Annotated in this window: 19 protein-coding genes and 2 pseudogenes; 9 read left to right on the top strand and 12 right to left on the bottom strand. The window is 35.6% G+C overall.

Features of this window, described 5'->3' with window-relative positions:
• The first annotated feature begins 785 nt into the window (after positions 1-785).
• The 5 genes from H6F39_RS09730 to H6F39_RS09710 all read left to right on the top strand — a co-directional run bounded on the left by H6F39_RS09730 (position 786) and on the right by H6F39_RS09710 (position 2,381).
• Positions 786-1,058, top strand: a complete 273-nt coding sequence (locus H6F39_RS09730; RefSeq protein ID WP_190396625.1) for a toxin HicA — start codon at positions 786-788, stop codon at positions 1,056-1,058.
• Entirely contained in the window at positions 1,051-1,374 is a 324-nt protein-coding gene (locus H6F39_RS09725) for a type II toxin-antitoxin system HicB family antitoxin (protein WP_190371667.1), read from the top strand. Before H6F39_RS09730 ends, H6F39_RS09725 begins: the two co-directional genes overlap by 8 nt.
• Before the next feature lie 94 nt (positions 1,375-1,468).
• Complete coding sequence (locus tag H6F39_RS09720; protein ID WP_190396624.1) at positions 1,469-1,624, top strand: hypothetical protein; 156 nt, start codon at positions 1,469-1,471, stop codon at positions 1,622-1,624.
• Between the two features lie 80 nt (positions 1,625-1,704).
• Entirely contained in the window at positions 1,705-2,022 is a 318-nt protein-coding gene (locus tag H6F39_RS09715; RefSeq protein WP_190396623.1) for a hypothetical protein, read from the top strand.
• The gene (locus H6F39_RS09710; protein WP_137907438.1) at positions 2,019-2,381 is read left to right on the top strand and encodes an aspartyl protease; all 363 of its coding nucleotides are present in this window, start codon (positions 2,019-2,021) and stop codon (positions 2,379-2,381) included. The genes H6F39_RS09715 and H6F39_RS09710 overlap by 4 nt, the downstream gene beginning before the upstream one ends.
• A 215-nt stretch (positions 2,382-2,596) precedes the next feature.
• Here H6F39_RS09710 and H6F39_RS09705 read toward each other — a convergent pair.
• The 11 genes and pseudogenes from H6F39_RS09705 to ahcY form a co-directional block, all read right to left on the bottom strand.
• Positions 2,597-2,689, bottom strand: a pseudogene (locus H6F39_RS09705) (element excision factor XisH family protein); the annotation flags it as partial.
• Positions 2,690-2,751: 62 nt separating this feature from the next.
• Positions 2,752-3,033, bottom strand: coding sequence for a hypothetical protein (locus H6F39_RS09700; protein ID WP_236097087.1), 282 nt, complete (start codon positions 3,031-3,033; stop codon positions 2,752-2,754).
• Between the two features lie 124 nt (positions 3,034-3,157).
• Positions 3,158-3,493 (bottom strand): XisI protein, encoded by a 336-nt coding sequence (locus tag H6F39_RS09695; protein ID WP_190369794.1) that lies wholly within the window; start codon positions 3,491-3,493, stop codon positions 3,158-3,160.
• Positions 3,481-3,893 (bottom strand): annotated as a pseudogene (locus tag H6F39_RS09690) (element excision factor XisH family protein). The gene H6F39_RS09695 and the pseudogene H6F39_RS09690 overlap by 13 nt, the downstream one beginning before the upstream one ends.
• A gap of 272 nt (positions 3,894-4,165) precedes the next feature.
• Positions 4,166-4,495, bottom strand: coding sequence for a XisI protein (locus H6F39_RS09685; protein ID WP_137907436.1), 330 nt, complete (start codon positions 4,493-4,495; stop codon positions 4,166-4,168).
• Positions 4,483-4,899, bottom strand: a complete 417-nt coding sequence (locus tag H6F39_RS09680) for a XisH family protein (RefSeq protein ID WP_104388590.1) — start codon at positions 4,897-4,899, stop codon at positions 4,483-4,485. Before H6F39_RS09680 ends, H6F39_RS09685 begins: the two co-directional genes overlap by 13 nt.
• A gap of 20 nt (positions 4,900-4,919) precedes the next feature.
• Complete coding sequence (locus tag H6F39_RS09675; RefSeq protein ID WP_137907435.1) at positions 4,920-5,252, bottom strand: XisI protein; 333 nt, start codon at positions 5,250-5,252, stop codon at positions 4,920-4,922.
• Between the two features lie 40 nt (positions 5,253-5,292).
• On the bottom strand, positions 5,293-5,487 hold the full coding sequence (locus H6F39_RS09670) for a type II toxin-antitoxin system HicB family antitoxin (protein WP_236097086.1): 195 nt from the start codon (positions 5,485-5,487) through the stop codon (positions 5,293-5,295).
• A 101-nt stretch (positions 5,488-5,588) separates the two neighbouring features.
• On the bottom strand, positions 5,589-5,741 hold the full coding sequence (locus H6F39_RS20690) for a type II toxin-antitoxin system HicA family toxin (protein WP_242025920.1): 153 nt from the start codon (positions 5,739-5,741) through the stop codon (positions 5,589-5,591).
• A gap of 161 nt (positions 5,742-5,902) precedes the next feature.
• Positions 5,903-8,104, bottom strand: a complete 2,202-nt coding sequence (locus H6F39_RS09660) for a hypothetical protein (RefSeq protein ID WP_190371664.1) — start codon at positions 8,102-8,104, stop codon at positions 5,903-5,905.
• 348 nt (positions 8,105-8,452) lie between these two features.
• Positions 8,453-9,727, bottom strand: coding sequence for an adenosylhomocysteinase (gene ahcY, locus H6F39_RS09655; protein WP_137907433.1), 1,275 nt, complete (start codon positions 9,725-9,727; stop codon positions 8,453-8,455).
• Positions 9,728-10,082: 355 nt separating this feature from the next.
• On the opposite strand from ahcY, the gene H6F39_RS09650 reads away from it, so the two are divergent.
• Positions 10,083-11,435, top strand: coding sequence for a mechanosensitive ion channel family protein (locus H6F39_RS09650; protein ID WP_137907432.1), 1,353 nt, complete (start codon positions 10,083-10,085; stop codon positions 11,433-11,435).
• Positions 11,436-11,757: 322 nt separating this feature from the next.
• The gene (locus H6F39_RS09645; protein WP_137907431.1) at positions 11,758-12,009 is read left to right on the top strand and encodes a hypothetical protein; all 252 of its coding nucleotides are present in this window, start codon (positions 11,758-11,760) and stop codon (positions 12,007-12,009) included.
• A gap of 531 nt (positions 12,010-12,540) precedes the next feature.
• Here H6F39_RS09645 and H6F39_RS09640 read toward each other — a convergent pair.
• A complete protein-coding gene (locus H6F39_RS09640; RefSeq protein ID WP_137907430.1) occupies positions 12,541-13,890 on the bottom strand; it encodes a response regulator in 1,350 nt (449 codons plus the stop codon).
• Positions 13,891-14,684: 794 nt separating this feature from the next.
• On the opposite strand from H6F39_RS09640, the gene H6F39_RS09635 reads away from it, so the two are divergent.
• On the top strand, positions 14,685-15,359 hold the full coding sequence (locus H6F39_RS09635; RefSeq protein ID WP_137907429.1) for a VWA domain-containing protein: 675 nt from the start codon (positions 14,685-14,687) through the stop codon (positions 15,357-15,359).
• A gap of 52 nt (positions 15,360-15,411) precedes the next feature.
• On the top strand, positions 15,412-16,215 hold the full coding sequence (locus tag H6F39_RS09630) for a PP2C family serine/threonine-protein phosphatase (protein ID WP_137907428.1): 804 nt from the start codon (positions 15,412-15,414) through the stop codon (positions 16,213-16,215).
• Positions 16,216-16,218 lie beyond the last annotated feature (3 nt).

Raw genomic sequence — 16,218 nt, 5'->3', positions numbered from 1 at the left:
CACCATATTAAATCATTGACATCATCAGAAAATCCCCCTCCTCATCCTGTACATCCTTTCATCAGTTGACAGGGAACAGCCAACAAAATGCAAAAAAAACCGCGAAAAATTTGCTTTTTAGGTGTTGACAAAGGATTTTAAATATGTTATCCTAAGCTTGATAAGGAAGAACTATCTTAAATTTTAAAAGTAGGGTGTGTTAGCGACAGCGTAACGCACTATTTAAAATCATTGACATCATCAGAAAATCCCCATCTTCATCCTGTACATCCTTTCATCCTGGATATCCTGATTCTGACAAAATTGACAAAGGATTTAAAAAATGTTATCCTCATCAGCGATCGCTATATAATACAGCTTTTGTTTGAATGAAACGGGGACAACCGGCACAATATGATAGAGCGTTATTTTGGAGAAAATGGGCTATTATATTCGTAGGTTGGGTTAAGCGAAGCGCAACCCAACGCAATAACATTATAAAGATGTTGGGTTTCATTCCTCAACCCAACCTACAACTACTGACCTTGCCCCTGGTAACAGTTCCGCCATATCTACACCTACCATCACAAAAGGATTGACATAGTACCAATATTGATCCTATAATTGAGCTATCAACATTATGGCATTCTATCCATAATAATTTCTTATGACAAGCATTTATCCACCTTGACTGGGAACAGTGCTTAAGGTTTCTAAATTCGTGCATTGTTAATACCGAGTAAAATCACTTAGATTTTACTCAATTTACATTGACATGGATTTTATATACAAAAGGAAACCTGAAGATGACACAAATAAAAAAAATCCTTGCTGAACTCAAAAATAATCCTCAGAACGTAAACTTTACTGATTTAGTAAAGGTTTGCACTCATTATTTTGGAGAACCCAGACAGCAAGGGACAAGCCACTGTGTCTACAAGATGCCCTGGAGTGGAGATCCGCGAGTCAACATCCAAAGCGACAAAGGAAAGGTAAAGCCCTATCAAGTTAGACAAGTTTTGGATGCGATAGAAAAATTAGCACCAATTGAAGAAACTGAGGAATCAGAAAATGGTTAATCACAACCACTATACATATAGAGTTACTTGGTCACAAGAGGATCAAGAATTTGTGGGTTTGTGTGCTGAATTTCCTAGCCTGTCTTATCTTCATGAAGATAATCTTACTGCTCTCAAAGGTATTACAGAGCTAGTGAAAGATATACTAACTGATATGGAAACTACTGGGGAGATACCTCCAGAGCCACTAGCAGAGAAGCAATATAGTGGTAAATTTCAGCTACGCATCACTCCGGCACTACACCGCAAATTGGCTATAGAAGCCGCAGAAGAAAAAGTTAGTCTGAACCGATATATCAGTTATAAACTTGGTTGATTATTGATTAAATTTATTTCTGTGGAAGCTTAAAGCCTCCTTTTTTATCATTTTTAGAAAGTCTGGCTAATTGGTCTGATGTTTTATCAAAGAAGTGAGTGAGACTTTTCGGTTAACTGATACTTCTAATCAGGCTTGGGATTTGATTGATGCTATTATTTATAAATGGCATGAAAGTGCGATCGCAATCACCAGTCCTGGTCTAGCAGCAGCTTTTAATGATGAAACTAAAAAGGGAAAATTAAGTTAAAATTTATGTTTAAATAATGATAAGATTTGCAATTAAGCACAATTTAAGTTAAGATAATAACTAGAGTTTAAGTTAATAGTATGACTCACATAACATCAAAAAAAGTGGTAAGAAGAGGAAGAATTTTTCCTGAATTGACTATATCACCAGAAGAATTAGCCAGACGAGAAGCGGAAGATGAAATATTTTATCAGCGTTGTCGAGCAATTTTTGAGCGTGTCCGTCCTGAATATATTGAAAGTAACTATGGTTGGTATATTGCTATAGAACCAGATAGTGGTGAATACTTTCTTGATCAAGATAATATTCAAGCTCATAAAAAAGTCCTTGAGAAATACCCAAAGGCTAAGAATTATGTGTTTTGCTTAAATGAAACAGGAACGACTGGGAGAATATGATTCAGGGAAATTTTGGTAGTGAAGGGCAGCTATTTTTTGAGCTTGATTTGATTACTGCTGATGGGTTAAATCTACCTGTGGATGCGATGTTAAATACAGGATTTACCAAATTTATGGCAATTAATACTCAAGATTTGGATGGACTGGATTGGGTTTTTCTTGGTAATGAACCTATGCAAACAGCACAAGGTGAATCAAGGTTTAATATCTATTTAGGTAAGGTAATATGGGATGGTAAGGAATATGAAATTCCTGTTCATGTGGGGGATAATATTACAGAAGTTTTATTAGGTTCTGAATGGTTGAAATTTTTGCGTTTGGTGGTGGATTTTCCAGAGGATATTTTAACTTTGGGTTGAAGAGTTTTTTCTCATGCAAAGACGCAAAGGAAGAATACAAAAAATTTAACCCTCTGCAAAACCAGTAAACTATAAAGTTATGAAGCTATTTGATAAATTACAGGTTTATATCTTGCTTCGGGAATGGGTTTACCTGCTATTTCCGACATAAATAACAGCTAAATGGAAAATCAACATGAAAAAAATTTTCAACTTGACATAAAAGTAAGTTTGCAACAAAGAAACAATAAAGGATCATCAGTAATTAACCAACCATCTTTTTCTAAAGCTAACCTAACTGCATTGTGAAAAAAATCTTTCGCGGACATATAAAATTAAAGTGATGATGTTTAATTATGTTACTTCCCAGTCTTGTAATTGTATAAGTAAATCATGAGAATGCTTCTCTTTCAGGTTGTTCTAATTGTGGATGTCTAATAAATGTTTCATCTTGGATACAACCATAAAAATCACTCAATTTCATGGTTTGTTCTGTTGCTGTTTCTTCTTTTGGTACAGCTATTTCATAAATAACAATAATATCAAATTCAGTTCCTTCTTTAGCCTGTGGTAAATGAATTTTTAATAGTCCATCTTTACCAATGCGCGATCGCAGTCTTAAACTTTCCATTTTTAATTTTCCTTTCTCTAGTAATTTGCGATTTTTCGACATTACTTTATTTTATCATTTTTTTACCTTAAATTCTATCCTACTTTCATTATTCTTTATCTAGTGATAATTCTTAGGTTGGGTTAAGCTGCAACGAAAAACCAAAGGCTTCAACTAAAGTTTTAAACTAAGTAATTGCAAATTCTGTATATTGTCTGATATCGGCTGGTTGGAAGGCTAAAACTATTTGATTTTTAGGAATACCAGCGTTAACAAGTTCGTTGGCTATACCGTATTCTGTTCCGTCTCTTTGAATCCAGATTTTATCGTTGATTATGTCAATATGAACTAAGCAACCATGCACTCGTTGATTATTTTCCCAGCCTAATGTTAGTAGTAAGTAATGATTGGCGGTTTGGTCTATGATTAGTTGTCTTTCTAGTTCACCGTAAGCGTAGGGAAGTTGAGAATATTCGGTTAAGATTTTTTGAATGATTTGGCGATAATTATTTAAGGTATCCATTGCAGTATAATCTCTTGTTTGGAGTCGAAGACAAGTAAACAAAGGCGTTGATTTTCTAATAATATTTTACCAACTGGTTCTTGAAATAGTTCTGAGTAGGTTTCTTGACGAATAGCGAGATATAAGCGGCGTTCAGGTTCTAAGCGTGTGAGAATGTCGTAATATAAGATATATTGCCCTAAAGCGTTTTCTAAGTCGGTAACTGGAGAAGCACCTATAAAGCTTTTAATTTCGACTGCTATTTTCTGTCCAGTTTTTTCGGCTGCTATGAGTTTTTCTGCACCTAAGTCTATATATAAATCTCTTATACCCCATTTGAGAACGGATCTTTGGTGATTTGCCAATTATCTTTTTCTAGGGCATTTCTAACGGTATTATGGTAAATGTCTTTGGCTGGCATAGGGATAAATTTATACTACAATATATAGTATATTAATTTGGGTATTTACAAACAGCCCTGGCGATTAGAAAGATGCTTCCAGCACGCTACGCGAACGCGGCTATACAAACAAAGTCCACCTGCGTGGACTAAAAGCAAGATTTTTGAACCCGCGAAGGCGGGTTTTGTCTGTGTAGACGCGAATTATATTCGCCGGGTGTTTAAATATTAAAAAGGGGATAAGCAAAAAGCCTATCCCCAAAAAATCAAGTTATAAAAATTGAATAAAAAATCTAAACTGATGCAAAACCAGTAAACTGTCTCACATAAGGTGATCTAAAACCTAAAACAATATCTGATTTCGGCACACCTAACTCTACCAACTCATTAGCTACTCCTTCCTCTGTAAAATCACACTGTATCCAGATTTTTCCATCCTTAATATCAACATGAATAACCGAACCATAAGTCCGTTTTTCACCTTCCCAACCTAGATGAATTACTAAATAGTGTTTTTTTTGATCATCAAATATTAATTGTATTTCCGTTCCTTTAGCTAAATGACTTTCTGTATGTCTTGCTAATACTGTTTGTACTAATTCAGGGTAATTTATTCCTTCCATAAAACAATCTCCTCCTTCCTAGTTTCAAATATCAATAATTTTAATTTATATTCAGCAATTATTTCTTGAATCACAGGTATCAGAAAAAAAGCTGTATAGATTTCATAACTAATTGCTAAATATAAAATACGATCAGGTGCTTCTCTTCCTAAAATATAACGGTAATTAAGTGTTTGTCCTAAAGCTGTATGAAATTCACTAATCGCTGATTTTCCCAAAAAAGATTTTATTTCAACTGCTATTTTTTCTCCTTCTTTTTCTGCTGCTAGAAGTCTTTCCGCTCCTAAATCAAGACGAAATTCTATAGTATCTACTATAAATCTTAAAGGATCGTCAGTAATTAACCAACCATCTTTTTCTAAAGCTAACCTAACTGCATTATGAAAAAAATCTTTTGCTGACATAAAAACAATGAATAAAAAATCTAAACTGATGCAAAACCAGTAAACTGTCTCACATAAGGTGATCTAAAACCTAAAACAATATCTGATTTCGGCACACCTAACTCAACTAATTGATGAGGAATTCCTTCTTCCGTAAAATCTCTTTCAATCCAAATTTTTCCATCTTTAATACTAATATGAATGGGAAACCAATAAATTCTTTTTTCATCTTTCCATCCTGTAACCAATAATAAATAAACATCCCTTTCGGTATCAAAAACAAGTTCGATATTTTCTGAATCTTCTACACATTCTTCCTGTGCATACTTTTGAATGAAATTTTTAACTATTTCTCGATAATTTAATGTTTCCATAAGACTATAAAGTTATGAAGCTATTTGATAAATTACAGGTTTATATCTTGCTTGGTGGAATGGGTTTACCTTCTATTTCCGCAGCTTCTAACCAAGCAGTTTTAGCTTTGAGAACTTCTTGTAGTGCTTCTTCTTCAGTTAAACCAAATCCTGAACAATATTTTAAATCAGGAATATCAGCAATATAACCTTCATCTTCTTGACTGTAGAAAATATTAATGTGATAGTGTTTCATTATTCATTCTCCATAGTTAAGGAATATTTTTCAATCAAAATCAAAAATTGCCGAATTTGATAAGGAATAGCTTTACCATTGCGATTTTGTAAGTTAATAAGTTATGGGATAGTTGGATGTGTAAAAATGTGATGACTACCGTTGATACTTGATAGGGAAAAACCAAAGGCTTCAACTAATGTCACTAAATCATCAAATTGAAGATTTTTAGAGCCAGAAAGGACTTTCTCTAGTAACTTACGCTTTTTTGACATTACCTTATTTTATCATTGTTTCACATCAAATTTTATCCTATCATCATTATTCTTTACTTAGTAATAATTCGTAGGTTGGGTTAAGCTGCATCGCAACCCAACGCAATAAGATTATAAAGATGTTGGGTTTCCTCAACCCAACCTACATACTCAGTTCTGTATCATAAGCCTAATTCTTTCCATTCTTTAATCAAAACATTCTCAACACCACTGTATGAAGCTATAAGTAAAAAATTATTCTTGAAATCTATTCTATCTTTAAAAAAAGAACTATACTCTTCTTTACTACAATCTACTATATGAACAAATCCACTAATATCAACTCTAACAGCAGGAAATAGATTTTGTTTCTCTCTCAAATGAAGCATTCTTTCACGTATCCATATCCAATCTATATTTTTATAGTCAGAAAGATTAGTAGAAAATTGATCATCATGAGTCAGTGGAAGAATAAGCCTATCTAGCAAATTTATTAATTTATTATGATAAAGTCCCAAGTGTTTATTTCTGGGAACATTATCAATTAAAATAAATATTTCTTCTAAGTTGGTTTGATGAATATCATCTTCCAGATAATCTTTAGCTAAATCATTAATTATATCTCTAATTTCCTCATCTGGTAAATATAAATGTTCTGGAGATGAACAAGCGTATGCTATATTTTTAAGCAAATAAATTGAGGTATTGCAAACATTTTCTTCTAAATCGTTCCTGAGTTCATCAGACAGCACACAATCAAAATAAGAATCTAATAGCGGATGACATCGTAAACCTAACTCAAAGCAAATATTATGTATTTGATTTTCTTCCGTCAAGAAATCATTATAGATCCAATCTATAAAAGATTGAATACTGGACAAAGCATCTTCAAAATTTTCTGTTGTTGTAATCTTGATTACTGGAGGAGGAATGGTAAGACTCTTTGATTTTCCATATCTTATTGACACTTCCAATAAAGTTGCCTGAACATCTAACATATACCAAGTGATAGAAGCAGGTAAATTTTTAAGCTTTCCATCTTGATTATGAATAGCTGTGTTATAGAGTGTTGATAGTGTAGCTAGAGAAACACCAAGATCAAATAGGATTTTACAAGTGAAGCCTCTACTATCTAATTGATTAATACCTGAAATAGTATCTAAAATAGGTATTCCAATAAATGGATCTTCACAACTAATAATCCTGTTAGCTACTCCAGATAAAATATTTTGTTTGACTCCAGGATGAGAAATAAATTCTCTAACAAAATCGCCTAAAGTCCCCCAAAGTTCGATATGTAACGGTAACGCACGATGACGCATTGTTAGTAATGCCGAATTAATTTCGTAAGGTTTTTCTCTTTCAAGATCCCAATAGGATAAGCCCTCTATATTAACTCTATAATACTGCTTCAAGTATGTAATACCTGTTTTCCAAATATTATCACTGGATAAGTAAGCAGAGGTAAGGTTTTCTGAATTTTCAATTAAATACTCACCTATGGGACTTTGAGAAGCATCAATTATTCCTTTATTTTGTGCAAATGGAAGAAATACATAGGGATTGATGAAACCTACAGTCAGATGAAATTTAGCAGCACCACCAACATTTTCGCATCCATCCCAGCAATCATGCCAAACAAGTACAAAACCATGTGAATTATTTCTGTCCCCTTCCCTAGCGATTAGTCGGGCTGCATTTAAAACAACAAGTTCTGTATCTTGTAAAATATCTTCATTACTTTGCTGATACAGAATAATTTGAAAAGTCGATATAGCGTTTCGGGGAAAAGTTATGTTCCCTGTAGCAGTCCATGTAGAAGGTATATGTATTTTTAGTTTTAAGTCTTGTTCATCGAAGTCTATTTTCAAGCAAAGAATTTGCTTCGATTCCCAAGTGATTAAACCTGAAACGGAATGATCTAGAAGAGCAGGATATTCAGTAGATATAATGCAAAAATTGATTTCATAATTTGACAAAAATGGTAATGTATTTTTCAATTCTGACTCATAGGCAATTATTTCTGTAATTGTTTCTCTCGTTGTTTGCTTACTTCTTTTTATTTCAATAATTATTAATTTACATTGTTCCTCATTAAAAAGTATTAAGTCGGGTTTTAAACATTGTGATTTATCGAGGGAAATGTTTTTAGGATCAGTTGTTATAATACGACTGTTTTCCAAAAATTCTAGTACATTTCTAGCAGCAATTATTGCTTTTTTAGTTGATAAATAATCAATCAAAAATGATGGTAAAGAATCAGGATCGTAGTAAGATTGATAACGGTATTCTAGTGAATTTATATCTTCATCTTCTATAAGTTCAAAAAATTTATTTTCTTGAATCGCAGTTTCTATAATTTTCTGAATTTCAATTTCTTTCATAAATTTATTACCTAATCATTTTTGAAATTGTCCTAATTCAATCAATCTTTTTTGGTGCGTTACGCTTTGCTAACACACCCTACTATCTGAATCAGGATTTCCAGGATTTAAGGATGTACAGGATGTAGAAAAAACTAATCTTTAAAATCCGAAATATTCCCAGATAAATATTCATACAAAATCCTGTAAATCCTCTAATCCTGAGCATCCTGATTCAGACAAAAAATATTTGTAATCTAAACAAACCAATTCTCATTATATCTTCTCTCTGCCCTCTCTGCGTCTCTGTGGTTCATTAAAAAAAAGGGATAAGCAAAACGCCTATCCCCAAAAAATCAACTAAATGACTTACGTTCCAGAAGTCCAAGAATTGATATAGTCAATTTGCTCGGCTGTCAAACTATCAATGAAAATGCCCATAGCTTGCAACTTCAAACGAGCAATTTCTTCATCTACTTCTCTAGGAATAGAATGCAAACCAGCAGCTAAACTACCCTTATTCTTCACCAGGTATTCAACAGCTAATGCTTGGTTAGCAAAACTCATATCCATAACCGCGCTGGGGTGTCCTTCAGCCGCAGCCAAATTAATCAAACGACCTTGTCCGAGTACAACTACGGATTTACCATTTGTCAATTTATACTCTTCTGTGAAAGGACGAACATCCTTGATTTCCTTAGCATTAGCGGCTAAATATTTCAAATCAAGTTCTAAATCGAAGTGACCAGAGTTACAAACGATCGCACCGTCTTTCATGACATCGAAGTGTTCACCGCGAACGACGTGCTTGTTACCTGTGACAGTAATGAAGATATCACCGTGAGGCGCTGCTTCTGCCATTGGGAGGACGCGGAAACCGTCCATAACGGCTTCAATAGCCTTGATGTGGTCAATTTCGGTGACGATGACGTTTGCACCCATACCACGGGCGCGGAGGGCTGTACCCTTACCACACCAGCCATAACCGACAACAACAACAGTTTTACCAGCTAACAAAATATTTGTAGCGCGGATAATTCCATCTAAGGTAGATTGACCAGTACCATAGCGGTTATCAAAGAAGTGCTTGGTGTCTGCGTCGTTAACGTTGACTGCGGGGAATGTAAGAACGCCATCATTAAACATAGCCCGTAAACGGACAATACCAGTGGTGGTTTCTTCCGTTGTGCCAATCAAATCTGCGATTTGCTGTTGACGGTGTTGAACTAATTCTGCTACCACGTCGCTACCATCGTCAATAATGATGTTAGGGCGATGATCTAATGCGATCTGGACGTGGCGGTTATAAGTGGCGTTATCTTCGCCCTTTTGTGCAAATACAGGAATACCATGATCAGCTACAAGACTTGCAGCTACGTCATCTTGAGTTGATAAGGGGTTACTTGCAATTAATAGAGCATCAGCACCACCAGCTTTCAGAGCGATCGCTAAATGTGCTGTTTCTGTAGTAACGTGGGCGCAAGCAACTAAGCGTAAACCAGCAAAAGGCTTTTCAATAGCAAAGCGATCGCGGATTTGCTTCAATACGGGCATTTCTCGTCCAGCCCATTCAATACGTTGTCTTCCCAAGGGAGCGAGAGCGAGGTCTTTAACCTCGTGCTTTAAGGGAGCAGCTACAGTCATGAAAATTATCCTCTAAAAGATGATGATTCGGTCATTATTCCACACAGTCCCCCAGAGGGACTATGTTAGTATAGCCTCAAAATTTTATTTTTATTTTGGGTTTATTTTTATTTTGAGGTCTTTACGTACTGTACAAGGTTTTCTTATTCCTAGCCATATTTTCTGGTAATTAGTAACCAGCGAGGGAGAAAGTCTGGGAAACTAGCTTCACCTCTAGTATGAGCAATGTTAACGCCCTATCTGACTTTTGGCTTTTCAATCATTCTCTGGTATTGTAGCAACTGATTGGTAATGGGTTATGGATTATGGGTTATAGCCAGTTCCTATTTCCCCATTGACACAAGGAGGTGTTTTTATGATACTTCGATTTTTAGCGATCGCCGGGACAATGGCAATCACCATTGGCTCTGTCAACAAAGCTACAGCCCAGATTTCTCCTTTACCTTTGGTGTCAACTGCCAGTATTTTCATTCCTAGGGTAGATGAAAAAGAATATACTAAACGAGCAAACCCATTAATACTTGTTAATAAAAATAGTGATGGGTTGCAACACAATCCAAAAGAAGCAAATCAAGAACAACAAACTCGGTTTTTAGTGCAGCAAGGGGGAATTGCTGCCGTCAGCACACTAGCAATAATAGCAATCAGTTGGGGTATGGGACGTTGGCAAAAACGTTTAAGCAAGAATGAAAATAAATCTATTCCGCCCATTTCCACAGATACGCAACCAATAACCACACTATTAAATCAAAAACAACAGCAGCATCTTCAAGAAGTCAAAAAAAGACTATTTCAAATAGCACAAGCGGGGATTTGGGGCGGCGGTACTTTGATCATTTTAGGACTATTTCCCTACACCAAACCCTTACAAATTGGGATTCTCGCTATTGCTCAAATTCCCATCAAATTAACTATTGTCGCTGTGGGAACTTACGTAGCTATACGGTTTACCTATGCATTAATAGATCACTTTACCTCAACAATAGTTAGTGGTGGTGCTTTATTAACCCCAGAAACATCCGCACGGTTAGAACTGAGAATATCTACATTTTCCGGCGTGACTAAAAGTATCACCACCATAATCTGGGTAGGAGCAGGTAGCTTATTAGCACTGACATCTTTGGGTATAGACATTGTTCCGCTTTTAGCCGGTGCTGGTTTAGTTGGTGTAGCCCTATCCCTCGCTTCTCAAAACTTAATCAAAGACGCAATTAACGGCTTTTTGATTATTTTTGAAGACCAATACGCCCTTGGTGATATGATAAAAGTTGGTACCGTAGGCGGTTTAGTCGAAAAGTTGAATTTACGAATGACTCAAGTTCGGGATTCAGAAGGACGGTTAATTACCATTCCCAACAGTGAAGTCAAAATTGTCGCTAATCTTTCCAGTCGCTGGTCACAGGCTGATTTAACAATCCCGATTTCTTACCAGGATAATGTAGATGAAGCTCTGACATTAATTGAAGACGTGGGTTTAGAGATGAGTCAAGATCCCCAATGGCAAGATCAAATTCTGGAAAAGCCTGATGTTTTGGGAGTTGAACATTTTAGCGATCGCGGTATCATGATTAGAATCTTAATTAAAACCCAACCTCTCAAGCAATTGATTGTAGCCCGAGAATATCGTCGTCGCCTAAAAATCACTTTAGACGCAGCCGGAATTTACATTCCCGTACCGCAACAAGCAAATTGGGTAAATGAGGTATAATCACTAAATTCTCAAAACCGAGTTATCGTAATTTCACTTAAATCCCATTTGCGTTCATCTGCGGTTAAAAAACCCCGAAATCAGAACATTTTCAACGTTATTGACATACCTCCTCTTCTTTTCATGAGAGAGGATTCCTTAATCCTTCATGGGGTTGTGCTAACGTCTTTGCTGTTTTGTACTTGATTAAATTAAGTAGCCTTGCTTATCAGAGGCAATTTTTGATGATTCTCTTGCCAGATTAGTAAATTTGTACTATACTACAGGAATAGTCTTCAAACCTGGAAAGACTGATAGAAGAGGGATTTTAAGGACTACCCCTATGATCAAGTATTATATTCTCAGTCTTAACCCCACCGCCAAGCACGAATGGGACCGTTGTATTATCCGTGATCCTTTAACTGCAAAACGTCCAGATATAGCTCAAATAATTTCCGAGGCTGTAGGTGCAGATACAGGCAGTTATTTAGTCAGTGTAAATATTGAGGTTACAGTATTAGAAGAAGCATCAGCACCATCAGCAGTGTTATTTCCTGAAGTGTCTGTACCCACCCAACTAAGGGAAGCAGCATAGAAAGTGCAAAGTATTCGCTTTAGCAGATTTTATTGTAGGTTGGGTGGAAATAATGTTACCCAACACTAAATAATTGTTTGCTTAATTTCATGCTTAATTTCATGCTTAATTTCATGCTTAATTTCATGCTTAATTTCAAAAATCAAAAACAGCCCAAGCAGATTATATCCATAATAATAGCACAAAAATCAAAGGCTAATTATAAGTCTTGAAAGAACGTATTTACGTTCACTTATTGACAACATTCTCAAGATTATTGAGAATAAAGTGATTTATTCTCAATAAACATCAACTTAACGCAATTTTGAAAAAACAGTCATTTAAAAAACTTATATTTCCTCAGCAACAACCGCGTGTACCTGAAAAACCAGATATTTTCGGAATTAGGGTAATAGCAGGTTTATGAAATTATCCACCCTTCTCTGCGTTCATCTGCGTTTATCTGCGGTTAATGATTCTGAAAAACCTATGAGACATCTAGAAATAAAGATTGAGGAACGTCTCTACTGGATATAAATTCAAACTCCTGAATTATGGCAAGTGCATAAAAATAATTTTTAGCAATTCAGCACGAGTAAAGGGTTTAGTTAAATATCCAGAAGCACCGACAAGTCTCGCTTTGACCTGATCGATAATTCCTTTATTGCTAGTCACAAAAATGATAGGAATATGTTTAAACATGGAATTATTGCGGATAATTCGACATAGTTCATAACCATCAATTCCTGGCATATTCAAATCCAATAAAATCAGATCTGGCTTATGTCTAATAATTGACAGAACTGCTTTAACTGATTCATTAATAGTCACCAGAACAAAATGTTCATCTTCTAGATAGCGACTGATTTCCCTGAGAATTGTGGGACTATCATCCACAGAAATAATTTTGTAACTTTTGTGTGTAGTTCTCGAATTTGTATTCACTTTTTCCGGTAAAAAATCCTCTTGAGGTAACTCAGAAATATCTGGTGATATCTGTGAAATTGCTATATTTTCCTGGGAAATGATTGGAGTTTCTCTAGAAGGATATGTACTCGGTGCTACATTTGAAATAAATAATTTACCCTCAGCTAATTCTGTGCTATTGTCAGAAAGTAGTAATGAACGTCCACAGGTTTTTGGTAATTTATCAAATGGAGGATCTGGTTCATGTAAGACGATAGAACCTTTAACAATAAATGGGTATAAACTCAAAGCTAATTGCAATTCATCCTGATTCATAATAATCGCCAGATGACGCAAGCTAAAACCCTTCATCCAATGGGTGATATTTTCCGGTAATGGTGGTAGTCTTTTATCATAAAATTTGCTACTAACCAATAAATACGGACGCTGATAGGGAGAAGATATATACCTACCAAGAGCACGCCAATTTTGCAACTGATTTTGACATTCTTCCATGATAGAATAGACATCTAATTTACAAATTTTGTTGAGATTATTCAATGTTTCTGTTAATTCATAAGTGCCTGTTTCAATGAGGATAAATGATGCAATGACTTCTTTAACTAATTCTTGAATGAGTAATGCTGCTTGAGTAGGAAGAAGATATTGTTGAGTTACGAGCCAATTAATAGCTTCATATTCAGGAGGTTGCTTTGGTAAATTCTGGTAATCTTGATTTTCAAACAGCAAGCGCATTTGTACACGAACTTCATAATCTAGCAGAGGAATTTGCTGATGTTGACGACGTATGTGTCTCTCTAGCCTATCAAAAGGTTCTACCGAATGAGTAGCATAGATAATTTTCCCTTTATTGAGATATATCAACCAAGATACAGAGTTACTAAATGCTTGTAAACAGGTGCTTTCGTAACAATTAGTTAATTGTCTTAATAAACCCTGGGGAGATAGTTTGATAAACGTGCCAGTATTCTTCATATGTTCACATTTTTTTGCGGATACATCAACATACTATTGGAAAAGATTAAATATCAGGTGGGAATATGATATCACATTGAAAACTAGTCATTATCAGAGTTATTAAATCATGAATATCAATGATCAACATTTGATAAAAATGATCCAGGATGTAACATTTTTCGGAGTTTTTCATGACAGTTTTTAACAAGTTATCGGATTTTATCTTGATAAATCACATAGTAATACTAGTGACTATGCTGATATTTTATTGATAAATAGACCTGATCAAACTTCATATTAGATTCCTCCTATACCCGGATTAAAAATGATGAATTTACTTCTGTTAACAGAGACAAAATCCCACATAGAATCTTTAAAAATTTATGGAGGTAAATGTATATATTGATTATTACAGCAGATTCCAGGGAAGCAGACTAGAGAATCTAGGTAAAAAGCCAATTCTTGAGTCAATTTTACTCCTGATGCCAATTCTATGTGAGGTCGCGCTATGTTTTCCCCTTAGAATAGAATTATGGAGCTACACAAACAAATAAATTCCCTGATTTTAACTTTAGGCAAGATTAATTATGGTACTCGATAAAAGATAACACTAAATATCCCCATAAATTACCAGTAAGTAGTGGTGAGATTTGGAGAGTTATGGGATAAAAATTGCCTAAATCAATGTCTGGGCTGAAAAACTCAAATATATCCCTGAAAATACCATAATTTTAACCATACTAGCTACAGAAACTATATACTCTGAGTAAAAGGAAAATAAAGCCTTGGATTATAACATAACACAAAAAGTTATGATTGATACATTTAACCTTGATGAAGTTGTAGAATTTGCGGAAAATCCCGAACCACGTTGTCCATGCGTGCTATTGCTAGATACATCTGGCTCAATGCAAGGGGAACGAATCGAAGCATTAAATCAAGGTTTGCTGAGTTTAAAAGATGAACTGGTGAAAAATTCCCTAGCAGCTAGAAGAGTAGAGATAGCAATTATTACCTTTGATAGTAGTGTTAATATCGTCCAGGACTTTGTAACTGCCGAGCAATTTAACCCTCCCATTTTAACAGCTCAGGGCTTAACAATCATGGGTTCAGCAATTCATAAAGCATTAGATATTATTCAAGAGCGTAAATCCCAGTATCGGAATAACGGTATTGCTTACTACCGTCCTTGGGTATTGATGATTACCGACGGAGAACCCCAAGGGGAACTAGATCATGTTGTTGAACAAGCAGCCCAAAGACTGCAAGGAGATGAGTCCAATAAGCGTGTGGCCTTCTTTACAGTAGGCGTTGAAAATGCGAACATGAGCCGATTAAGTCAAATCGCTGTGCGGACTCCACTGAAGCTAAAAGGATTAAACTTTATTGAGATGTTTGTTTGGCTGTCTACGAGTATGTCAGCAGTATCTCATTCTCAAGTAGATGAACAGGTAGCACTACCACCCATTGGTTGGGGATCTGTTTAATTAAAATTACAGCTTGATGTTCAAACTGAACTAGCTGTGGGAAACAAATTATATGAAGATATCAAAACAGATTTCTCAATGGCGGATAGTAGCCGCCTCTGTCTGTGGAACTAGTCACGCCAAAAACCAGCAACTTTGTCAAGATGCCCACCATTGGCAGCTATTAGCAAACAATGTATTGGTAATAGCAGCAGCCGATGGCGCGGGTTCTGCTAAACTAGGAAAAGTGGGATCAATGATTGCTGTAGAAACAGCAATAGAACATCTTTCTCTCCAAGAGATGATCAGTGATACCCTGACTAATGATGATTTTTTGCGGAATTTGCTAACTAATGCCATGTTAGTAGCCCGCGAGTCCATAGAAGCGGAGGCAGAGGCGTGTAATCATCAACCTCATGATTTAGCAACTACCTTAATTCTGATGATTGCTACACCAGAGATTGTGGCTGTAGCCCAAATAGGAGATGGTTTAGCTGTAGCTAAGAATAGCATGGGGGATCTGATAGCATTAACCATACCCAACAATGGTGAGTACATTAATGAAACAACCTTCTTGACATCTCCCCATGGCTTAGAGACAGCACAAATCAAATTATGGCGAGAAGAGATCGTTAATGTTGGTGTTCTCACCGATGGACTACAAATGCTGGCATTGAATATGATTGTTGGTGATGGTGGTAGCGTCACCGCTATACCTCACAAACCCTTCTTTCTGCCTTTGTTCGAGTTTGTAGCCAATGCTGAAGATAAAATATTGGCAAAAGAGCAGTTACATCGCTTTTTACGCTCCGAGAGGATCACCCAGCGGACTGATGATGATTTGACTTTAGTTCTAGCTGCATTTAGCAGTTGTTAATTA

Source organism: Dolichospermum sp. FACHB-1250, from assembly GCF_014696335.1.
Lineage (GTDB): Bacteria > Cyanobacteriota > Cyanobacteriia > Cyanobacteriales > Nostocaceae > Dolichospermum > Dolichospermum planctonicum.
Note: the sequence above shows the minus strand (reverse complement) of the source record. Positions and strands in the feature narration are given on the sequence as shown.